17 protein-coding genes are annotated in these 22,298 nt (G+C 43.3%); 16 read left to right on the top strand and 1 reads right to left on the bottom strand.

Translation table 11 applies throughout. The features are described 5' to 3' along the window. The first annotated feature begins 8 nt into the window (after window positions 1-8). The 6 genes from A361_RS25350 (at window position 9) to A361_RS25325 (ending at window position 7,450) form a co-directional block, all read left to right on the top strand. Window positions 9-899, top strand: coding sequence for a carbohydrate ABC transporter permease (locus A361_RS25350; protein ID WP_019380695.1), 891 nt, complete (start codon window positions 9-11; stop codon window positions 897-899). 73 nt (window positions 900-972) lie between these two features. After that, window positions 973-2,121 (top strand): ADP-ribosylglycohydrolase family protein, encoded by a 1,149-nt coding sequence (locus tag A361_RS25345; RefSeq protein ID WP_019380696.1) that lies wholly within the window; start codon window positions 973-975, stop codon window positions 2,119-2,121. Between the two features lie 30 nt (window positions 2,122-2,151). Further along, the gene (locus A361_RS25340; RefSeq protein WP_019380697.1) at window positions 2,152-4,275 is read left to right on the top strand and encodes an ADP-ribosylglycohydrolase family protein; all 2,124 of its coding nucleotides are present in this window, start codon (window positions 2,152-2,154) and stop codon (window positions 4,273-4,275) included. A gap of 36 nt (window positions 4,276-4,311) precedes the next feature. Then, window positions 4,312-5,361, top strand: coding sequence for a LacI family DNA-binding transcriptional regulator (locus A361_RS25335; protein WP_019380698.1), 1,050 nt, complete (start codon window positions 4,312-4,314; stop codon window positions 5,359-5,361). Window positions 5,362-5,938: 577 nt separating this feature from the next. Continuing rightward, window positions 5,939-6,829, top strand: coding sequence for an acyl-ACP desaturase (locus A361_RS25330; RefSeq protein ID WP_019380699.1), 891 nt, complete (start codon window positions 5,939-5,941; stop codon window positions 6,827-6,829). A gap of 264 nt (window positions 6,830-7,093) precedes the next feature. Further along, a complete protein-coding gene (locus A361_RS25325; protein ID WP_019380700.1) occupies window positions 7,094-7,450 on the top strand; it encodes an STAS/SEC14 domain-containing protein in 357 nt (118 codons plus the stop codon). A 125-nt stretch (window positions 7,451-7,575) separates the two neighbouring features. Here the strand turns inward: A361_RS25325 and A361_RS25320 are convergent, their stop codons facing one another. Then, on the bottom strand, window positions 7,576-8,964 hold the full coding sequence (locus A361_RS25320) for a sigma-54 interaction domain-containing protein (protein ID WP_019380702.1): 1,389 nt from the start codon (window positions 8,962-8,964) through the stop codon (window positions 7,576-7,578). A 231-nt stretch (window positions 8,965-9,195) separates the two neighbouring features. Between A361_RS25320 and A361_RS25315 the strand changes: the two genes are divergently transcribed. From A361_RS25315 to A361_RS25265, 10 genes are all read left to right on the top strand, one after another. Then, window positions 9,196-10,452 (top strand): Zn-dependent hydrolase, encoded by a 1,257-nt coding sequence (locus tag A361_RS25315; RefSeq protein WP_019380703.1) that lies wholly within the window; start codon window positions 9,196-9,198, stop codon window positions 10,450-10,452. 82 nt (window positions 10,453-10,534) lie between these two features. Further along, window positions 10,535-11,749: a M20 family metallopeptidase gene (locus A361_RS25310; RefSeq protein ID WP_019380704.1), complete on the top strand. Its 1,215-nt coding sequence runs from the start codon at window positions 10,535-10,537 to the stop codon at window positions 11,747-11,749. A 20-nt stretch (window positions 11,750-11,769) separates the two neighbouring features. Further along, a complete protein-coding gene (locus A361_RS25305; RefSeq protein ID WP_019380705.1) occupies window positions 11,770-12,477 on the top strand; it encodes a DUF5058 family protein in 708 nt (235 codons plus the stop codon). 15 nt (window positions 12,478-12,492) lie between these two features. Beyond that, the gene (locus A361_RS25300) at window positions 12,493-13,206 is read left to right on the top strand and encodes a hypothetical protein (protein ID WP_019380706.1); all 714 of its coding nucleotides are present in this window, start codon (window positions 12,493-12,495) and stop codon (window positions 13,204-13,206) included. A gap of 85 nt (window positions 13,207-13,291) precedes the next feature. Further along, complete coding sequence (locus A361_RS25295; protein ID WP_019380707.1) at window positions 13,292-14,719, top strand: amidase; 1,428 nt, start codon at window positions 13,292-13,294, stop codon at window positions 14,717-14,719. A gap of 560 nt (window positions 14,720-15,279) precedes the next feature. Then, window positions 15,280-16,548, top strand: a complete 1,269-nt coding sequence (gene codB / locus A361_RS25290) for a cytosine permease (protein WP_019380708.1) — start codon at window positions 15,280-15,282, stop codon at window positions 16,546-16,548. Further along, window positions 16,538-17,803 carry a cytosine deaminase gene (locus tag A361_RS25285; RefSeq protein ID WP_019380709.1) on the top strand — a complete coding sequence of 422 codons (1,266 nt, stop codon included), beginning with the start codon at window positions 16,538-16,540 and terminating at the stop codon, window positions 17,801-17,803. Before codB ends, A361_RS25285 begins: the two co-directional genes overlap by 11 nt. 357 nt (window positions 17,804-18,160) lie before the next feature. Continuing rightward, on the top strand, window positions 18,161-19,777 hold the full coding sequence (locus tag A361_RS25280) for an ABC transporter substrate-binding protein (protein ID WP_009332124.1): 1,617 nt from the start codon (window positions 18,161-18,163) through the stop codon (window positions 19,775-19,777). 60 nt (window positions 19,778-19,837) lie between these two features. Continuing rightward, a complete protein-coding gene (locus tag A361_RS25275; RefSeq protein WP_019380710.1) occupies window positions 19,838-20,905 on the top strand; it encodes a M42 family metallopeptidase in 1,068 nt (355 codons plus the stop codon). Between the two features lie 441 nt (window positions 20,906-21,346). Continuing rightward, window positions 21,347-22,288, top strand: a complete 942-nt coding sequence (locus A361_RS25265; RefSeq protein WP_026041623.1) for a 3-hydroxyacyl-CoA dehydrogenase family protein — start codon at window positions 21,347-21,349, stop codon at window positions 22,286-22,288. Window positions 22,289-22,298 lie beyond the last annotated feature (10 nt).

The raw sequence follows: 22,298 nt of genomic DNA, 5'->3' as shown, positions 1-22,298 counted from the left end.
GTGGAACGATGATAACTAAACTTAAAAAATTGAGTATTTCAACGATTATTATTTACAGCATTTTGTTTTTAATTTCATTAACAGTGCTAGTTCCGCTTCTTCACTTACTAGCAATGTCGTTATCAGATCCTCTCAAGGTTCATAAACTAAGTGGTCTGGGAATCATACCTGAAGGATTTTCACTCATTAACTATAAAATTCTATTATCAAACCCGCTAATTATAAAAAGTATTTTTAATACTCTATTTATAACAATTGTGGGTACAGCCGTGAATCTATTGCTTACAGCAATGACAGCCTATGTACTGGCAAGAACGAAATTTCCAGGCCGAAATTTTGTAATGATTTTCTTAATTGTCATCATGGTATTTGAACCGGGATTAATACCTGAATACTTACTGGTGAAAAACCTGGGATTGTTGGATACGTATGCGTCCCTCATCCTATATAAGACAATCAATATCTTTTACTTGTTTATCATGATGAGATTTTTTGAGGATGTTCCTGAAAGTATTTTGGAAGCAGCCCGTATGGATGGAGCTGGGCACTTCCGTATTTTCACAAAAATTATGCTGCCGTTATCAAAGCCAGCTTTGGCAACAATGGGTCTTTTTTATGGAGTTTATCACTGGAACGAATACTTCCGAGCGACGATCTACTTAACGGACACTGGCAAATGGCCACTTCAGCTTGTTCTTAGGCAATTTGTAGTAGAACGTGATAACACATCCCTGTTAGGAGCGCAAAACTTTCTATCCTATGATCAAATAGCAACCCTTGATTTTGCTTCGCTGCAAGCAGGAACAATTATCATCTCGGTTGTACCTTTACTGCTAATTTATCCGTTGATTCTAAAGTACTATGCGAAGGGTGCATTTGAGGGTGGAGTCAAAGACTGATCTTTACACACTATGTGGAATAGATGAATAAATACACAAAAGCGAAATGTGTAGAAAAAAGGGAGTTCTTCAAATGGTTACTTTTAAAGAACGAGTTAGAGGTGTTGTTATATCTACAGCACTAGGGGATGCATTGGGAGCACCTGTTGAAAAATTAAGTTATGAAGAGATAAAAAAAATGTATAAGAGAGTTGAGACACTCCGTACCAAATGGTACAAGGAAGATTATCCGGCTGACTTGAATTTAGGCAGGAAAAGGGGCAACGGTACAGTTACAGACGATACTCTTATGACTTTTGCACTCATTAACGTCTATAACAAAGAAAAAAGGCATTTAGATGCGTATGACATGGGGAACGAATATGTGAAGGAAATTGCTTTCAGAAAAACATATATCCCTGAGTTTGGCAGAGAGGCGCTCATTATTGACCGTCTATTCTACCCGGAAAAATATATTTTCATGCGCCATGTATTAGCCAATTGTGAGCCGCGTGAAGGGGGAATTGGCAATATGATCAACTGCGGGGCCGCGATGTATATTGCACCTGTTGGAATTGTCAATGCGGGGAATCCGAAGGCTGCCTATGATGAAGCAATATTGTTTGCGATGGGGCATCAAAGCAGCTATGGCCTGGAAGCGGCAGGGGTGCTGGCAGCTTGCGTGGCAAAGGCGTTTGAAGATAATGTGACCGTTGATGAAATTGTCGAGACAGCCCTCTATTTTGCTAAGGATGGAACAAAGAATGCAATTCGTGATTTAACCGAAGCTGCCAGGAAATTACGTTCTGAAAAGGCAGCCATGGATACAGTAATTGCCGAATTCCAGCGTCTGATTGAAAAGTATTCGCCAATGAAAGACGATGTTCACCGTAAAATTGAGAAGGTTGGGGTTCCTTCCAATCACTATACACCGAGCAGGCTATTCTCCATTGAAGAGCTGCCGATGGCTTTAGCGTTTATGGTATTAAATGACGGAGATTATTACGGATCCATTTTAGATGGCATCAACTCTGGCCGTGATACAGATTCCATCGGGGTAATGGCCGGTGTTATTTTAGGTGCAATGTACGGAGACAGTGTTATTCGTTTCGAAGATGTTGAGCTTTTGCAAGAAACGAACAAAATGAATTTAATCCAGGCAGCAGACCAATTTTCAGAGACTGCTAAGCTGATCATAGAGCAAGACCTGCAGCTTAATGAAAAAAGAAAGAACATTCTTTAAAAGAACTTTTGGGGACCAGGAGTTGAGTATATGTTACCTGAAAATTATTTAGAAAAGGTGTATGCCGGTTTCTTAGGAATGAATGTTGGAATCCGGCTCGGTGCACCACTGGAGCCAAATGAATGGTCATATGAAAAAATACAAGAAATTCATGGTGATATCAGGGGGTATGTGAAGGATTATAGAACCTTCTCTGCTGACGATGACGCAAATGGCCCAGTTTATTTTATCCGGGCACTTATTGATGAAGCACGCGGACGGGAACTGGCACCACAGGATGTTGCAAGAGCGTGGTTAAACTATTCGCGTGAGGGAATCGGTATGTTTTGGTGGGGCGGAGACCAGATCAGCACAGAACATACGGCGTATTTGAATCTTAAAAAAGGCATCCCTGCACCACAGTCTGGTTCAGCTGAAGTCAACGGCATCATTATGGCTGAGCAGATTGGCGGGCAGATTTTTATCGATACATGGGGATTGCTGTTCCCCGATAATATTCAAAGGGCAGCAGATTATGCAGAGATAGCGGCAAGTGTGTCTCATGATAAGAATGGATTATACGGGGCTCGTTTTATGGCAGCGTGTATTTCGAAAGCCTTTTCAGCTAAAAATATTGATGATATTATCGAAGCAGGGTTGTCCGTAATTCCAAAAGGTTCCACGTACTATGCTGTCGTGAAAGCTGTAATCGATTTTTATCAGAAGCACCCTGAGGAAGAGGCTTTCCGGAAGTGCCGTCAGTATTTAGAAAAAGAGTGGGGTTATGATAAGTACACTGGAGTATGCCATATCATCCCGAATGCCGGAGTATGTGCCCTGGCCCTATTGTATGGAAAGGGAGATTTGGCTCGAACCGTTGAAATCGCGACCATGTGCAGCTGGGATACGGATTGCAATGCAGGAAATGTTGGAACCATCGCAGGGGTTTTCGCTGGTCTTGATGGTATTCCAGGTCATTATCGTATGCCAATCAACGATATGATCGCGACATCCAGCGTGTCGGGTTACTTGAATGTGCTGGATATCCCGACCTTCTGTAAGGAGCTTGCCGTTCTTGGCTATCAAGTGAATGGGCTGGAAGCTCCTCAGCGATTAATGGAAAGCGTTCGAAATGGTGAGGTTTACTTGGACTTTACCTTGCCGGGATCAACTCATGGTTTTAAGACGAATAATGCCTTTAAGACGCTATTGCGTCCATGTAGTGATGTAGGGATTGAGGAAACCCGAGGTTCATTGTCCGTTCTTTTTGATAGATTTATAGAAGGCGATTCAAGTAAAGTATTTTACAAGCCATTTTATCGCCGTGAAGAGTTCAACGATGAAAAATATAAGCCGACTTTTGCACCTACTGCATACAGCGGACAAAAGGTTTCTGCAAAGGTTTTTATGGATAAATGGCAAGGCGGGGCGGATGTTTATTTGACTCCTTACATCCGCAATAGTTTTACAAAGGAAGATTTAAAGCTTGACCCCATTATATTAAGCCATCAGCAGTGGCTTGATATTGAATTTGTGATACCAAAAACTGATGGTGCATTGATTGACGAGGTTGGCTTTATTGTCGAGAGCCCTTCTCCTGCAGATAACCGTTCATTTGGAAAGTTTTACATTGGCGAGTTCCGAATCTTTGGAAATGCAGATTACACCATCGATTTTGCCAAACAAGCCGTGGAATTTAAATGTGTAACACCTTTTGCTCACCACCGTGGTGAATGGACACTGGAGGATGGTTTCATGAAGGCTGCTGCAGGTGAGGAAGATGCTTCTTCCTTTACAGGGAACTATTATGGCCGTGACCTGGAGGTGGAAATAAGCTTACAGCCTGCTACTGGCACAAGCCACGGGGTTATCTTCAGAGCAATGGGAACAGAACGTTATTATTGGGCAGGATTTGATGGTAACAATCAGATTTCATTAATAGAGAATAACTTTGGTTTTAAGCACTTAAAGACAGTTCCATATGAATGGGATCCGGAAGCTATATATGATTTTAAAGCTGTCAGCAATGGAACTGCCGTGCAGGTCGAAATCAATGGCGAGCTAGTCCTGGATTTCGATGGCTTGGAAAATGAGCATGGAATGATTGGCTTAGGCCTGCTTGAAAAAGGGGAAACAAAAGTCCATCGTTTCCATGTAAAAGAAACGAACGAATAGTTAAAAACAGAAAAATCCTTTTAAAGGAGAATTTTATTGAGAGAGAAACAAACAACGATTCGAGATGTGGCAAGGGAAGCAGGCGTATCCGTAGCAACAGTATCCAGGTATTTGAATAATAATGGATATATCAGTCAAAAAGCGGAGATGAAGATTCGGGAAGTGATGGAGCGCCTAAACTATCATCCAAATGAAATCGCAAGAGGATTAGCGAAAAAGAAAACTCGGACGATTGCTCTGATTATCCCTGATATTACAAACCCATTTTTCCCGGAACTCGTCGTGGCAATTGAAGAAGTGGCGAAATCAAAGGGGTATAGCATCATCTTAGTAAATACACAAGTCGGGGATATGGATGATAATCATTTTTGGACTCAGCTTCAAAATCGATATGTCGATGGTTTTATTCTGGCATCGTTTGAAATGAGCGAAAAGGTCATAAAGGCTATTGAAAAATTAAAAATACCGTTTGTAAGAATTGACCGGGCAGCTGAAAATAACACCTTTGACTCGATTGGATTAGATAACTATAAAGGTGCCAAGCTGGCTGTTGAACACTTGATTGAGGTAGGCTGCAAGAAGATTGCTCATATCAGCGGGCCGAAGTCGTACCCTCCATCGTCTGAACGGAAACGAGGATATGTGGAGACAGTCACTGATAGGGCCGTTAGGGATGGAAAAACATCACCGGAGGAATCGGTCATCGTTTATGAAGGAGACTTTACGCTAGAAAGCGGCAAGCTGCTAACACAAATCCTTATGAACCAGCATAAGGATGTCGATGGAATATTCTTAGGCAATGATTTAATGGCGATCGGGTGTCTCAAAGCTCTTAAGCTAATGGGCTACCAAATCCCAAAGGAAGTCGCTATAATTGGCTTTGACGGAATCAAGCTAACCGAAATGGTAGAACCGGAAATTAGTACGGTTGAACAGCCAATTTATGACATCGGGGTCGTATCCACTAACAAACTTATTCGTAAAATTGAGGGATTAGAGAACGATAAATCGATCCTAGGTGAAACTTCGCTAGATATTCGTCTTGTTACAAGACAATCTACACTTGGGTTTGGGAAATATAGGTGAATCGGATGGATTAGTTTCTGCTTTTCTTTATTTTTTCTATCCTTAACGCTTTTTAAGGCTTGTCGAATAAGTCGACTCTTTCACTATACAAAGCAATGCAATTCATGCATCTAAACTCTCCTCTTTTATGGAGATATTCTCGGATAAATGCAAGAAGCAAGTTCAAGTGGAGAAGCTGTGTTTGTTCTGGAGTTCTAAGGCACTTTCTTAAGAAAGACTTAATAAGCTTGGTTGGAGATTAAAAAAATAATTGGACCGCTGATTCTATTGGCGGTTTTTTTATGTTGCAGAAAAAGCATCTGTAGGAGCATAGTAATCCCTTAATCACCAAAAATGATTTTTTATTGTACTTTTCATGCATTCTGAAAAGTTCAGTGTTTTGCAGATGCTCTCCTTCATTAAAGTGAATACAGTCGATTGCTCGGGAGGGAGTAGTGTTTAAAGTCCTAATTTCCTGAAAATTCGACTTTTAATTAGTAAGTTAAAGGGCTTATGTGATATAGTTAACTTATTACTAGGTCATAATAGTTAGTTATAAATGCTGGAATGGAAAACCATTTGTAATGGAGGTCTAAACTTGTTAACAAATCATCTCGATTTTCGTCTGGAGCCTAAGGTAAGGGAATTGTATGAAGAGCATAAGAAACGTGCTGAAAAAATAGACTGGGGCTATCACGAGTTTCTCCCATGGGATAAAGCGCAGGATTTCCGCCGTGTTCCCTGGGATGAGAGTCAGGTGACACTCCCGGAGTCCGTCATTACGGCTGTGGAAACAGCCCTATTAACAGAAGTGAATCTTCCATGGTTCACCTCTTATTTGGACCAGACATTTAGAGGTTCATTGAGTGTCATTAAGGAATTTGTGCATACATGGACAGCGGAAGAGGATCAGCACTCCAATCTGCTAGAAACCTATTTGTTAATCACGCGTAATGTCCATCCGGGCAGGCTTCACCAGCTTCATAAGCAAACAGTGGAAAATGGCTGGAATCCTGATTTTCATACGCCATTTGAAACGATGGTTTATACCTCCATGCAGGAGCTCGCCACCATGGTGTTTTACTATAATGTGGCGAAGGTGGCAGGGCCTCATGATAAGGATTTATCCAGCTTGCTGAGGCGATTGGCTAAAGATGAGACCCTTCATTATGCTTTTTACAGGGACGTTATTAAATATCACCTGCAATTGGAACCTAATTATTGCTACTATCTGGGGAACGTCATCATGAACTTTAAAATGCCAGGTGCTGTCATGCCGGACTTTGAAGATCGGATGGCTATCATCGCAAAAGAGGCCAATTATGGCCCGCTTGAATATTTTGATCAGGTCCTGGATGTCATTATAGAGTATTGGGAAATTGAGAAGCTGAGGCCGATTGCACCTGAAGCAGAGAAAGCAAGACTAGATATCCTAAACTATCATGCTCGCTTAAAAAGGGTGAGGGATCGGTTTTACAGAAAGAAATAATTTGTAGAACCGGCGGGGCTGGTTCTTTTTTTGTTTGAAAAGAACCGAATTGTGAACGCTACAAATTGAGTTTTCCAATCTGCAAATAGAAGGAAAATCTTGCAAATAAAGTATTCAATTCTGCAAATAGAATAACAGTTTTGCAAATAGAGAGCAAAAACCTGCAAATAGTACCCTATTTCCAATAAAAAGCTCCTCACCGATAGTTTTGCATTCCTATGAATCGGGAAATTACCTCAATAAAACAACCTGGAGGTAATCATTATGCTGCAATTCATAGAATCCCGCTCTCCCTCTACAATTGCCCTCGCTTTCAATGGGAATGCGACCAAGGAAGATGCTGAAAAACTGGATCAATACGTGAGAGAAAATTTTAAAGGTGACCAGAAATTCAATATTCTAGCCATCATGACGGATGTAGACGGAACAACCTTCCAAGGAGCAGCGGAAGGAATAGAATTTGATATAAAAAGATGGAAACAATTTAATAAATTCGCTGTTGTCAGTGACAAAGACTGGATAGGAACTGTTTCCAAGCTTACAAACTATCTGCCTGGCATTAAAGTTGAATACTTTGAAGGCCATCAGCTTGAGGAAGCCTGGACTTGGATTAAGGAGTGAGAGGTTATCCATACATTTGATGGATTCCCTTTGCAATCCGGAAATGGAATAAGGAAATGTTAAAAGGGCCGGTTTCCAGTGAGCCGGCCTTTTGTGTGCATCCAAAGACAATTAGTGCACGAGACTCATCGTTCATGCACCTTCAGTTTCTTGGCCTTTTTTACAACCGTCGATTGGTCAATCTTTAAGGCTTCGGCCACTCTTCTGGTGGTTTTATACTTTTGGAAAGCGGTTAATAGAATGTTCCTTTCTAATTGCTCCACCGCTTCTTTCAGGGGGGTGAATTCTTCGCTTTGGGTGCTGGGACTTGAGGCTTCGGTCATTTCGAGGATTTTTTCGGCTTCGATCGTATCCCCGATTGTGTTAATGACCAGTCTTTCAATCATATTTTGCAGTTCTCTTATATTTCCGGGGTAGTTGTAATCATATAGCGCCCTGATGGCTTCTTCGGAGAAGGTCTTTTTCATCTTATATTTATTATTCATGCTGTCAAGAAACATTTTGGCGAGGAAAAGCAGGTCTTCCTTACGCTCTCTTAGTGAAGGGATCGTAATGGGCACAACGTTCAGCCTGTAAAATAGGTCCTCGCGGAATTGGCCGGCCCTCACCAGCTCCTTAATATCCTTATTGGTGGCTGCAATGATTCTGCAGTCTACCTTAAAAGATGCCGTTCCCCCGATTCTTCTTACAGTACGATCATCCAGAACATGCAGAAGCTTCACCTGCAGGCTCACAGGCATGTCTCCGATTTCATCCAGGAAAATGGTGCCGCTGCCGGCAGTTTCAAACAGCCCTTTTTTTCCATCCTTTAGTGCACCTGTGAAAGCCCCCTTTTCATAACCGAAAAGCTCTGATTCGAGCAGGTTTTCAGGTATGGCCCCGCAATTGATGGAAATAAAGGGACGGTCCTTGCGATTGCTGACAGAATGAATCATATCGGCCATATATCCTTTTCCGACACCGGTTTCTCCCAATAATAAAACGGTTGCTTCCATATTGGCGATATGATGAACCAATTCAATGATTTTTTTCATATCCGGACTTTCAGAGGCCACTTTGCCCCTTTCCAGCTGAGTTCTTTTCATTAATTCCTGTTTCATCCACTCATGCTCTGCCTGAAGTCTTTTAAGGTCAGAGGCCAGCTTATCCGTTTCGGTAATATCCTTTGAGATGTTAATAATTTTCTCAATCTTTTTTTCCCTATTAAAAATGGGAGTGCCGGTTACCAGGACCGTTTTATTGGCAGCTGTTTTCTGTATAATGGTGACCCTTCTTTTCTTGCGGATCACTTCGCAGGTGACTGAAGTGCTGAAAAAACCTTGTTCTTCAAGTATAAAGGCATTTTTTCCAACCAGTTCTGATTCTGGTACACCGAAAATTTTCTCACAGGATTTGCTGATTCTGGTAAATACCCCTTCACCGTTTGTAATGGTGATTGCGCTATGGGTTGTATCCAAAATGAAGTTTAAATCCTCAAAGGCTTGCTTATATGTTTCCGGCTGATTATTCTCCATAAAAACCCCCACTTATTCGCTTGATGATTAAATTCATCAGATTTTGATGATATTTTTCATCACCAACAAAAGGACAGACCAATAAATACTGTGAAAATCAATGGATTAAAGTTGGCATGCTTCTTGCAACGTAGATTTCAATAACCATTTTTAATTTTCTAAAAATTATACCATTGACAACATGAGCAATGCCAGGGGTAAAAAACATTTTAATAGAAAGGGGGAGTTTGGTTGGAGATCAATCTCAGCCGGCTGATGAACGATTTTGAAAACATAGTAGGTTTTACCAGTACGCCGGGCAATGGCTGTACGAGATTCTCGTACAGTAAAGAGGATCAGAGAGTCAGAGAATATCTTTTTGCCCGGATGGAGGAGCTGGGGATGGACGTAAAGGTTGATGCCATCGGAAATATTAGGGCTACATACGGAAAAGAAATGAATAGGCCTTCCATTATGATTGGTTCCCATCACGATACTGTGAAAAATGGAGGGAAATACGACGGGTTAACAGGTGTATTAGCTGCACTGGAAATTATAAGAGTATTAAAGGAAGAGGAGGCAGAATTGCAGCAGCCAATTGAATTGGTAAGCTTCGCAGAAGAAGAAGGCTCCAATTTTGGCATAACCATGCTTGGCAGTAAAGTGTTTGCCGGAAAATATAATTTGGAAGAATTAAAGACAATCAAGAATTCAGAGGGAAAGTCTGTTTACGAAACAGCTAAAGATTTTGGACTTGAAATTGATCAAGCAGAAAGAGATATTCTCCAAAGAGGAGAAATAGACGCCATGATTGAGCTGCATATCGAACAGGGGCAGATACTTGAAAGCCAGCAAAAATCAATTGGAATTGTTCAGGCTATTGCCGGTATGAGGACGTATAAGGTGACAATTGAGGGAGATTCGAATCATGCAGGGACCACTCCAATGGATTTAAGATCAGATCCAATGGCTGGTGCAGCTGAAATCATCTCCCAAATTCGAAAAACTGCTAAAAATGATGCGTTGCGGTCAACAGTGGCGACAGTCGGGAAAATAGAGTGCAGGCCAAATATTCCAAACGTGATTCCTCAGGAAGTCGAATTCTATGTGGACATCAGAGATGTTGAAGCTAAAGGAGTAGAAATTGTTTCCGGGAAGCTTGCTCAAAAGGTTAAAGAGGTATCTGATGAGCACTCGTTAAAATGCACAATCGAGCTGGTTGGCGAATCCAGAACAGTTAAGCTTTCATCCCGGCTTATTGAAAAGATTGAGGAAACGGCAATCGAGAAGAGATTTGATTATTTAAAGCTGAATAGCGGTGCTGTACATGATACAGCAATGTTAAGCGGATTGACTGATATAGGTATGATTTTTATTCCGAGCAAGGGAGGAAAAAGCCATTGCCCTGAGGAGTATACAAGTGAAAAAGACCTTAAGGCAGGCTGTGATTTATTGCTGAATGTCGTGAGAAAGCTGGCATGCAAAAAAACGGAAAAGCAGAAGATCTAAAATACCTGCTTTTCTCTCTTTTTTACATTTTTCATTTTACAGATAATTTTTAATATTAAATATTTTATAGGAGATGAAGAAAATGACAGAAAAGCTATTTGAAAGATTACAAGAGATTTATCCGGAGATGGTGAGTTTTAGAAGGGATCTTCACATGTATCCGGAGCTTTCCCATCATGAGGTGAATACTCCTGAGAAAGTGGCATGCTTTCTTGAAAATTTGGGATTGGAAGTGAAAAGGAACGTTGGCGGAAGAGGGGTAACAGGATTATTGAAGGGCGGTAAGCCTGGGAAGACGGTTGCATTGCGTGCGGATTTTGATGCTCTTCCGATTCAGGAAGAAAATGAAGTGGAATACAAATCCCGAATCCCGGGAGTTATGCATGCTTGCGGACATGATATTCATACCGCAGCTCTCCTGGGCGTGGCCAAAACATTATCCGAAGTGAAAGATCAGCTGAAAGGAAATGTCCTGTTTATTCATCAATTTGCTGAAGAAGTGATTCCAGGCGGGGCGAAGTCAATGATTGAAGATGGATGTCTTGATGGCGCAGACGTCATCTATGGTGCCCATGTCTGGTCCACCAATCGGACAGGCACGATCGGCGTAAGGGAAGGTGATGCCATGGCAGCGGGAGATACCTTTGAGATTAATATATTTGGAAAGGGCGGACATGCTGCGACGCCGCATTTGACCGTTGATCCAATTGCAGCAGGATGCCAGCTCATTTCAAATCTTCAGCAGGTTGTGGCAAGGAAGGTGGATCCTGTGAAAACAGCAGTCGTGTCTGTAGCAGCTTTTAACAGCGGTACCGGATTTAATGTCATTCCAGACAAAGCCAGGATTACCGGAACAGTCCGGACGTTTGATGAAGATGTCCGCAGCATGATTGAAAGCTTGATAGGGGAAATTGCCCACTCGACCTGTAAGGCTTTAGGGGCAACCGCCAAGTATGAATATGTCAGAGGCTATCCGGCTGTAAAAAATCATCCTGATGAAACAAAAAGGGTTGAAAGGCTGGCCGGAAAGATTGTGGGCGAAGAAAATGTCATTCACATGCCGGCGCAAATGGGCATGGAGGATTTTGCGTATTATCTGCAAAAGGTTCCCGGAACCTTCTTCTTTGTTGGAGGAAATTCAGAAGAGATTGAGGAATTTCCCCATCACCATCCGCGCTTTGATGTGGATGAACGTTCCATGATTGATATTGGGAAAGTGTTTATTTCCGCAGTGTTCGATTATCTGTCTGATGAAGGCGCTGCTGAACGCAAGCCTGCTGAAGTTCAGTCTAATTAAAAAAATAGGAGGTCATAGATATGGATGAGGTTTTAAGGTTTGCCAATAGCACTCCGGTATGGATTTTTGCCAGCATAGTTGTAGCTATCGTCATTTTTCAGGCTCTGATTTTCATCCGGATCGCTTCCCAGACAGCCCCAAGCATCGGTATGACAAAGGATGAAACAAAAAGGGCCTTGAGAACAGGCTTTATCAGCAGTTTAGGACCTTCTTTCGGAATTGCAGTGGTCATTATCTCCCTTATTGCCGTCCTTGGCGGTCCGTTCACATTGATGAGGATAGGAATCATAGGCTCAGCTGCAACTGAATTGACCGCAGCTGGTATTGGGGCTAATGCATATGGTGTAGAGCTGAATTCCCCTGATTTTGGTTTGAAGGCATTTACGACTGTTGTTTGGACCATGTGCCTTGGGGGAACGGGCTGGCTGATTTTTACTGCTCTCGCGACAAAATCACTGGGGAAAGTGGAAAAGAAAATTGTCAGCAAAAATGCCAAAATGATGACCATCGTGTCGACAGCTGCAATGCTTGGAGCATTTGCTTACCTTGCCAGTCAGCAAATGGTGAAGGGTTATAGTGAGACGGTTGCTGCCATAGCTGCAGGCGTATCGATGATGGTTATTCTTACATTTGCAAAAAAACGGGAAATCCGCTGGCTGCAGGAATGGGCGCTGGGCATTTCACTTGTCATCGCATTGACTATCAGCTATCTGACAACACTTATTTAAGAAAGGGGATGTATTATGTCAGTACCGACGAAAGCTGGAGTGACGGAAGCAAAGATTGAAGTTAGACAAATAACCATGAGCATGCAGGGATTCCATGGCAAGTCCGATTTTTGGGGGCAAACCACTCTTTGGATGCTGATTGTAATGTCTTTTGTGCCGCCGATCTATTTTTCATTCATACTGGGCTACCATCCAGGCTGGGGAGCCATTGCAGGGGGATTGATCGGATATGCAGCCTTTATCGGGATCATGTGGTTTCTTGAGCCCATAACTTATTATCCGGTGCTTGGGAAATCCGGAACCTATATTGCGTTTTTGACCGGTAATATCGCCAACATGTGTCTTCCGTGTTCAGCAGCCGCTCAGGAGTCAATTGGAGCAGAGCCCGGTACAAAAAAAGCGGAGGTTGCTGGTACGCTGGGGATTGCTGTCGCTTCCTTAACAAACATTGTCATTATCATCGCGGTTGTGTTAAGCGGTTCGTTTATCCTGACTATCATTCCGCAATCCGTCCAAAATGCCCTTCAATTCATTTTGCCTGCAATTTACGGAGGGGTTTTAGGGCAATTTGCCCTTAAAAAGCCTCTGTATGGATTGGTTGCTTTCGTAATCGGTATGGCTGTACTGTTTGCGCCGATTTTCAGCTTAATCAAAATCGTTCTTTGTGTGGCCATTACTATTGCTGTCGTTCTCTTTATTGAAAAATCAAAAAGCGGTGTGCCGGAGTAAGCTTTCACAGCTGTAACCCCCTTCGAATTAAGATTGGAGGGGGATTTCCTGAGTCAAATATGAATATAGGGGAGCGGTTATTGATATGGAGAGAGAACTTTGTTTTAATTCTGCGCGTGATCTTGCCGGGATGATTCAAGAACGGGATTTATCCGTCCGGGAAGTGATGGAAGCACACCTGGCACAAATTCAGCGGGTAAATCCAAAGGTAAATGCAATTGTGTCACTTAATGAGGAATTGGCGTTAAAGGAAGCAGACAAGGCGGATAAAATGCTTGATGCAGGTAAGCTATCCGGACCTTTCCATGGACTTCCGATCGCTATAAAGGATACTCACAATGCTGTTGGTTTTCCGGCAACAAGCGGATCCTTGATTTTCCGGGACCATTATCCAAGTGCGGATGATCTGATCGTTGAAAGGCTGCGGAAGGCAGGAGCCATTGTGGTCGGAAAAACAAACGTTCCTGAATTTGCAGCAGGCTCTCACACCTTCAATGAGCTGTTTGGCTCTACCAGAAACCCTTATGATCTAAGCAAAACAGCAGGCGGCAGCAGTGGAGGAGCAGCGGCTGCAGTGGCAAGCGGAATGATTCCTTTTGCGGATGGAAGTGATATGGGAGGATCCTTAAGAAATCCTGCCTGCTTTAACAATGTGGTTGGGCTGAGGCCTTCCCCAGGGCGTATTCCATTTACCAGAACGGCGCTCTACTCGCCTCTGGCTGTGCAGGGCCCGATAACACGCAATGTAGATGACGCCTTTTTTATGCTCTCCGTAATTGCCGGACCTGATGGCCAGTCCCCCCTTGCCATTGAGGAGCCAGGTTCCAGGTTTCTTGAGGAAGCTCAGTCTGATATAAAGGGCCTGCGCATTGCTTATTCTGCTGATTTTGGAGGCCTTCTTCCAATCGATCCGGAGGTAAGAAGCAACCTTGAAGAACAGGTTAAAGTCTTTGAGAGACTAGGTTGCATAGTGGATGAAGGATGCCCGGATTTAAAGGAAGCAGACGAAGTTTTCCAAGTGCTCCGAGCATGGGAGTTCGAGCTTTCTTATTCCGAAATCTTTGACCGATTCCGGGAAATGATTAAACCGAGTGTCATCTGGAACATTGAAAAGGGCAGAAGCCTGAGCGGTCCGGATGTGGGACGCGCCGAGCGGCTCCGGGCGCTTTTATATAACCGTATGAGTGAATTCTTTAATCAATATGATGCTCTTATCCTTCCAGTTAGCCAGGTTACGGCATTTGACGTAAATATTGAATATCCAACAGAAATTGACGGAGTGAAAATGGAAAATTACATCGACTGGATGCGATCCTGCTATTATATTTCCGCTGCTGGAAATCCATCTGTCTCCATCCCAAGCGGATTTTCAGCAGAAGGCATTCCAATTGGCCTGCAAATCGTCGGACCACACAGAGCTGACTTTGAGGTCCTAAGAATCGGCCGTGCCTTCGAACAGGCTACAGGATACGGAAAAAGGCGTCCGCAAATTGCAATTGAACAGACGACATAAAGAGTCGGAGCTGCTTCCTTATGGGAAGCAGCTCTGTATATTTCCAGCAGTCGAAACCTGCTTTTTGCCAGTGTAGAAATAAATCTTTTCCTGGGAAATTAGTGGTGAAATTGTCGAATATAGATGGTATAAAATCTTAAAGGTTAGTTTCTTTTTTTAAAAAAAATCCTTAGTTTTTTACTATGCTTGCAGTATGAAGTTGATTCCTCGCGGAGTGACCGATATATGGAAAAAGTGACCGATATAGAAGGCGCAAACCAAAATTGTGTGTACAAAAAAGCCCTCTGGAGAAGAAAACTCCTTAAGCACAGAGTTGACAGGTTCCTATATTTCTGAAATAATAATAAACAATTAAATACTGGTACCTTTAAATCAGTCCCGTGAGGCTGACAAGGACAGCGGAAGTATGATGCCAATGGGTGAGGTGCAGCCTGCCCATGGGTTCTTCATGCAGGAAAAAGGCTTTTTGTCGGAAAATGGCGAGAAGCCTTTTTCTTTTTCCATCCACTACTATCGAAAATCCTTCGGTACCAGTCCAAAAAATGAATGGAGGAATTGGTATGAAAAAAATAGATTTGGATTTTTCGTTAGAGGCGGTACCTCAGGGGCATCGCAACGGTTTTTGGAAAATGCTTGTGGTGATGCTCGGTCTGACCTTCTTCTCAGCCAGCATGTGGTCAGGCGGAACGCTTGGAACAGGATTAACGTTCATTCAATTTATAGGAATCGTTCTGGCAGGCAACTTGATCTTAGGTGCATATACAGGAGCCCTTGCTTATATTGCCGCAAAGACAGGCTTATCAACGCACCTGCTTACCCGCTATGCCTTCGGTGAAAAAGGATCTTACCTATCATCCTTTTTGCTGGCTGCGACTCAGGTTGGGTGGTTTGGCGTTGGGGTAGCGATGTTTGCGCTGCCGGTTCAGAAAGTAACGGGAATTGATGCGTATCTCCTGATTGCAGCAGCAGGTCTGCTGATGACAGGCACAGCCTTCTTCGGCATGAAGGCACTGGCAATCCTGAGCTTCGTAGCTGTCCCTTTAATCACTATTCTAGGAAGCTTCTCGGTTTTTAAAGCGACAGAAACAGCAGGCGGCCTGGAAGGGCTTATGCAATACCAGCCAACAGAGGCCATTAGTCTGGCAGCAGCTTTAACGATTTGCGTAGGTTCGTTTATCAGTGCAGGCACGCTGACTCCGGACTTCGCGCGATTCTCAAATACAAAACGTTCAGCAGTAGTATCAACAGTCATCGCCTTCTTCATCGGAAACACTATCATGTTCCTCTTCGGTGCAATTGGTGCAATCGCAACAGGGCAATCTGATATTTCAGAAGTCATGTTCATCCAAAAGCTGATTTTCCCGGCGATACTGGTCCTTGGTTTAAATATCTGGACAACGAACGATAACGCTTTATATGCATCAGGCTTAGGGTTTGCGAGCATTTTGAAGATCCGAAAAGGAAAGGTTGTCATCTTCAACGGGATTATCGGAACGATTGCGGCCATGTGGCTGTACAACAACTTTGTCGGGTTCCTGACAATTCTGGGATCGACGCTGCCATCCATCGGGGCTATCATCCTAGCAGATTACTTTATCGTGAATCGCGGAGAGTATAAGAAGTTTGCAGATAAGAAGTTTAAGGCTGTTAACTGGATCGCCATCCTAGCTTGGGCAGCCGGCGTGGCCATTGCAAATTTTGTGCCGGGAATCCCGCCAATCAACTCGCTGTTAGGATCAGCCGTAACATTTGTCCTAGTATCAAAATTGGCTGCTGCTTTACAAGGTAAAAATTCAGCCAGGGAAGGGGAATTAAGAAGTGATTATTAAAAATGCGAAACTAAGAGGCCGGGAAGGCTTTTGGAATATAACGATTAAAGAGGGAAAGATTCACAGCTTATCACAAGGGGAAGCGGAAGCGGGCCAGGAAATCCTTGATGCTGCAGGATCCCTGGCTTCGGCACCCTTCATCGAGCCCCATATTCATTTAGATACAACCCTGACAGCCGGAGAGCCGGAATGGAACCAGAGCGGAACGTTATTTGAAGGCATTCAAAGATGGGCACAAAGAAAAGAAACCCTCACACATGAAGATGTAAAAACAAGGGCAAAAACAGCATTGAAATGGCAGATCGCCCAGGGGATTCAGCATGTCCGCACCCATGTGGATGTAACAGATCCCACTCTGACTGCTTTAAAAGCCCTTTTAGAAGTTAAAGAAGAAATGTCTGAATATGTGGACCTCCAGCTTGTAGCCTTTCCGCAGGAAGGGATCAATTCCTATCCAAGCGGTGCGGAGCTCATGGAGGAAGCACTGAAAATGGGCGCAGATGTGGTAGGAGGCATTCCTCATTTCGAATTCACAAGAGAATACGGCGTTGCTTCTATGAAAACTGCCTTTGACCTTGCTGAAAAATATGACCGCCTTGTCGACATCCATTGCGATGAAATCGATGATGAGCAGTCGCGTTTTGTGGAAGTAGTGGCTGCGGAAGCCTATGAACGCGGATTGGGCAGCCGGGTAACAGCCAGCCATACAACGGCAATGGGCTCGTATAATGATGCTTATACCTACAAGCTGTTCAGACTGTTAAAGCTATCAAACATTAATTTTGTCGCCAACCCGCTCGTAAACATCCATCTTCAGGGGCGCTTTGATACGTATCCGAAGCGCAGAGGGATTACAAGAGTAAAAGAACTGCTTGAAGCAGGGCTTAACGTAAGCTTCGGCCATGACGACATCTTTGATCCATGGTATCCGCTTGGCACCGGCAATATGCTGCAGGTGCTCCACATGGGCATCCATGTGTCACAGCTGATGGGCTACGAACAAATTGTTAACTCCTTCGACCTGATTACAAATAATAGTGCCAAAACATTAAATATTGAAGAGAAATATGGAATTGAAGAGGGGAAACCGGCCAACCTGATCATTCTTGATGAGGAAAATGAGTATGAAGCGATCAGGCGTCAGGCGGCTGTCAAGTATTCCATAAGAAATGGAAAAGTAATTGCTGAAACGAAACCAAGCGAGACATCTGTGATGTTTGGGGAGATAAAAGAGAAAGTAAACTTTCATAAATGATAGCTAGAAGACTGGCTCAGGCTGACTGGGTCAGTCTTTTTATGTTGTGAGGGAAATGAATATATTTTTATATTAATAGTTTTCTTTTACTATTAAATGTAAAAAAAATTATTATAAAACACAGGAATTGAATGTAAACGTTTACAAATAGAGTAACAAAGGATAAATCCCGATACTATATATTTCGACTCTGAAAATATAGTAGAATATTTCGTTAATCTAAGATATACTAATTTTTATTAAAAATATGAAAAATCAAAATATATAAAATTTAGTCAGTCATCTTTTGCTATTGGAAATAGCGGCATCTGATTTTTCAGCTCCACTTACATAAAAAACACAAGGGGGAAAATAACGATGAAAGGCAAATCTTCACTAGCATTAAGCATTTTACTGATTCTTTCATTGCTGCTTTCAGCATGTTCCGGAGGCGGTGAAGAAGCATCAGGCAACAGCAGTGAACCAAAAGAGGGAGGTTCATTAATTTATGCCCGGGGTGCTGACGCTATTGGGCTGGACCCAATCAATGTAACAGATGGAGAGTCCATCCGTGTAACAAGCAATATCTTTGAAACCTTGTTTGTATATGACGAAAATCTTGAAGTCCAGCCAGGATTAGCGGAGTCTTACAAAGTCTCTGATGATGGAATGACCTGGACCATTACCCTTAAAAAGGGCATTAAGTTCCAGGATGGAACAGATTTTAATGCAGATGCAGTCGTGTTTAATTTCGACCGATGGATGGATCCCGAAAACCCCTACCATAAAGGGGATTTTCCATACTATCCGTTCTTATATGGGGGCTTTAAAGGCGATCCAAACCATAAAATCGAGTATGTAAAAGCAGTGGATGAATCCACAGTTGAGTTTAAATTAACTGAAAAGACAGCTCCGTTTATCAGCTACTTAGCTATTCCTATGTTTGGAATTGCCAGTCCGGCCGCGATTGAAAAGCACGGTGACAAGTTCTCAGAAAATCCAGTAGGAACAGGTCCTTTCGTATTTGATAGCTGGAAGCACAATGACAAAATAGTACTGAAGAAAAATGAAAATTATGCAGGTGAAGGGCCATATCTTGATGAGCTGATCTTCAGGGTTATCCCTGAGAATTCTTCACGCCTGACTGCACTTCAAGCTGGTGAAGTAGATATCATCGATGGCTTAAACCCCGATGATGCAACAACTATAGAAGCCGATTCACAGCTTAGTCTTGTAAAGCGCCCAAGCTTTAACATTGGCTACATGGTTCTCAATACGCAAATGGCACCTTTCGATGATGTAAAAGTACGTCAGGCGGTCAATATGGCAATTGATAAACAAGCCATTGTGGATGCTTTCTATAATGGTTATGCAGAGGTAGCAAAAAATCCATTCCCATCTGTGCTGTGGGGCTATAATGACAGCATTGAAGACTACAAATTCAATGTGGAAGAAGCGAAAAAACTATTGGCAGAAGCAGGATATCCAGATGGATTCAAAACCCAGCTTTGGGCAATGAGCAATCCAAGACCATATATGCCGCAGCCAATGAAGGTGGCAGAAGCTATTCAGGCAGACCTGAAGAAAATCGGCATTGAAGCAGAAATCGTTACCTATGAATGGGCAACGTACCTTCAAAAGTCAGGAAACGGGGAACACCCAATGGGATTATACGGCTGGACAGGCGTTATGGCCGATCCGGATAACTTCCTTTTCCCGAACCTGAGTGCAACGAATACTGCTAAACCTGCCAGCAACCGTGCGTTCTATGAAAACGAAGAATTCACGAAGCTTTTGCAGGATGCCCGTGTAACATTTGATCAGGACGAACGTGCAAAGCTTTACGAGCAGGCTCAGGAAATTTTCCACAAGGATGCCCCATGGGTGACTCTTGCACATACAACACCGCCAATCGCAATGGCAGGCTATGTCCAGGGATTCACTGCACACCCAATGGAGGATGATGATTTTACGAAGGTTTACCTGACGAATTAACAGCAAGAAGCCCCTGCAAACGCGGGGGATTTCTTTTCAAATTAATGGGAGGGTTTCACTGTGTATGAATTATTGAAAGGCCTGTGTGATATTGTGGGTCCCAGCGGTTTTGAACAGGATGTTCAAAGATTTATCTTAAATGAAGTGAAGGATTATGTAGATGAATACCACGTCGATCCGGTAGGAAACCTGATTGTGAAAAAGAAAGGGAACAGCGCGGATTTCCCTTCTTTAGTCATTGCAGCTCACACCGATGAAATTGGATTTATTGTAAAAAAGATTGAAGACAATGGGTTAATCCGATTTGAAAAACTAGGCGGATTCGATGACCGGATCCTTTTATCATTGCCAATTAAGATCCGTTCTGAAAATGGCACTGTGGATGGAGTGATCGGAACCATTTCAGCCCACTATGTGAAATGGGATGATCCAAAACGCATTTCCAGCCACCGTGATCTTTATATTGATATTGGAGCCCGCACAGCAGAAGAAGCCGCGGAAATGGGAATAAAGGTTGGACAGCCCATCAGCTATGGCACAGAGTTCAAAAAAATAGGAAATAACCGTGTTATTGGCAAAGCCTTGGACGACCGGGCAGGCTGCGCACTACTGATCCGCTTACTTCAAAACATCGGAGGAAATGGGACACAGCATGGCGACATCTACGGAGCATTTACGGTTCAGGAGGAAGTAGGATTGAGAGGGGCTTCCGTTGTATCTGCTGCCGTAGATCCTGACTTTGCGCTGGCACTTGACACAACCCCAACCAGCGACACATTTGATGTCCTAATGACAGGCACGAGAAGCCTTGGCAGCGGCCCTTGCATCAAAATCGCTGATAAATCACTGATTGCCCATCCGCTTGTCACGCAGCACCTCGAAAAAGTGGCGATAGAAGGGAATATTCCATATCAGCATGAAGTCTTCATGGGAATTGGAACTGATGCCGGAGCCATACATATGACCAATAAAGGCGTCACAGCGGGTGTTATCTCAATCCCATCCCGTTATACTCATACTCCTATAGAAGTAGTCGACCTGGATGATATGGAGAACTCCTACAAACTGCTGCACGACTTTGTTGTGACATTGGATCAGCTGAAGGGAAAGACGTTTTTAGATACATAATCATATAAGAGAAGACAGGGGGATCAAGCTCTCTGTCTTTTTTTTATAAAAGCAGTCGTGCGAAACGGCCTAATTGCGGAATTCTCCCCTCTATATGCAGGTTTGGTCATTCTATATGCAGATTCAAGCAATCTATTTGCAAAATGAGCTATTCTATTTGCGGGTTTCCCGTTTCTATTAGTAATGTTCACATTCACGGGAAAGGGGACAGTCAACCTGTCCCCCAAGCAGCGGCCTGGCAGGGATTGGTCTCTAAGTCATTTTGTTAAAATCAATCAAACGTTTGATTGAACCCGGGAAACCCCTGTAAACACTGCATTCCCGGATGAGACAAACACAAAATAATTTCATAATTTAGTATTTCAACTTGAAATTATAGCGCTTACATAGTATATTGAATACGTATTCAAAAGGTAGAAATTTCAGAAAGTTGGTGAGCGAATGGAGAGAATAGCTGTACTTGGGTGCGGCACGATGGGCCATTCCATTGCGCTTAATGCGGCCTGGGCCGGACTGAGTGTGAAAATGCAGGGCATCAGTGACGCCGACCTGGAACAGGGCTGGACCAATATGCTGAAGAAGCTTGAGGTTATGCTCAATAACGGTATTTTATCCGATTCGGAAGCTGCCCAAATTCAGGAAAATATTAAAATGACCGTATCTGTTGAAGAAGCGGTCACGGATGCTACTTTTGTAATTGAAGCTGTACCGGAAAACATTCAATTAAAGGTTGACTTATTTAAGCGTCTTGACGCTCTTTGTGCTCCAGATGTCATTCTGGCCAGCAATACTTCCGGCCTCAGTCCAACGGAGATTGCCTCCGAGACAGTATATCCGGAACGGACAGTGGTGACGCACTTCTGGAACCCGGCTCATCTGATTCCTCTCGTAGAGGTCGTACGGGGTGAGAAGACTGGCGATGAAGCTGTGGAAAGATCTTTTCAGCTTTTAAAGCAAATGAAGAAAAAGCCGATTGAAGTGAAAAAAGAAATTCCCGGTTTTGTCGGCAATCGCCTTCAATATGCACTCTTCCGCGAAGCCCAGTATCTCCTGGAGGAAGGCATCGCGAGCAAAGAAGATATTGATGATGCAGTTACTTACGGAATTGGACGCAGGCTGCCGGTTTCTGGCCCGCTGATGACGGCCGATATGGGCGGACTGGATGTCTTCTCGGCCATCTCTGATTATCTGTTCCAGCATTTATCCAGTGCTGAGGGATCCCTGCCAATTTTAAAGAAGCTTGTAGAAGAACAGAAGCTCGGCGATAAATCGGGTGAAGGCTACTACAAGTGGGATGAGGATTTTTCCAAACAATACAACCAGAAGAGGGAAGAAGAGCTGATCCGCTTTTTGAAAAAGGATCTGGGAATCCAATTAATCTGATGGAGGAATG

The sequence above is a fragment of the Cytobacillus oceanisediminis 2691 genome (assembly GCF_000294775.2).
Classification (GTDB): Bacteria; Bacillota; Bacilli; order Bacillales; family Cytobacillaceae; genus Cytobacillus; species Cytobacillus pseudoceanisediminis.
The sequence above is the reverse complement of the archived record's forward strand: the minus strand, read 5'-3'. Positions and strand labels throughout refer to the sequence as shown.

What these genes read in the sequence shown, in the direction of transcription:
- codB (WP_019380708.1), top strand. Translation starts at nt 15,280, where the DNA reads ATGAAAAAAATAGATTTGGATTTTTCGTTAGAGGCGGTACCTCAGGGG.
- A361_RS25300 (WP_019380706.1), top strand. Translation starts at nt 12,493, where the DNA reads ATGTCAGTACCGACGAAAGCTGGAGTGACGGAAGCAAAGATTGAAGTT.
- A361_RS25305 (WP_019380705.1), top strand. Translation starts at nt 11,770, where the DNA reads ATGGATGAGGTTTTAAGGTTTGCCAATAGCACTCCGGTATGGATTTTT.
- A361_RS25345 (WP_019380696.1), top strand. Translation starts at nt 973, where the DNA reads ATGGTTACTTTTAAAGAACGAGTTAGAGGTGTTGTTATATCTACAGCA.
- A361_RS25310 (WP_019380704.1), top strand. Translation starts at nt 10,535, where the DNA reads ATGACAGAAAAGCTATTTGAAAGATTACAAGAGATTTATCCGGAGATG.
- A361_RS25280 (WP_009332124.1), top strand. Translation starts at nt 18,161, where the DNA reads ATGAAAGGCAAATCTTCACTAGCATTAAGCATTTTACTGATTCTTTCA.
- A361_RS25265 (WP_026041623.1), top strand. Translation starts at nt 21,347, where the DNA reads ATGGAGAGAATAGCTGTACTTGGGTGCGGCACGATGGGCCATTCCATT.
- A361_RS25295 (WP_019380707.1), top strand. Translation starts at nt 13,292, where the DNA reads ATGGAGAGAGAACTTTGTTTTAATTCTGCGCGTGATCTTGCCGGGATG.
- A361_RS25325 (WP_019380700.1), top strand. Translation starts at nt 7,094, where the DNA reads ATGCTGCAATTCATAGAATCCCGCTCTCCCTCTACAATTGCCCTCGCT.
- A361_RS25350 (WP_019380695.1), top strand. Translation starts at nt 9, where the DNA reads ATGATAACTAAACTTAAAAAATTGAGTATTTCAACGATTATTATTTAC.
- A361_RS25320 (WP_019380702.1), bottom strand. Translation starts at nt 8,964, where the DNA reads ATGGAGAATAATCAGCCGGAAACATATAAGCAAGCCTTTGAGGATTTA.
- A361_RS25340 (WP_019380697.1), top strand. Translation starts at nt 2,152, where the DNA reads ATGTTACCTGAAAATTATTTAGAAAAGGTGTATGCCGGTTTCTTAGGA.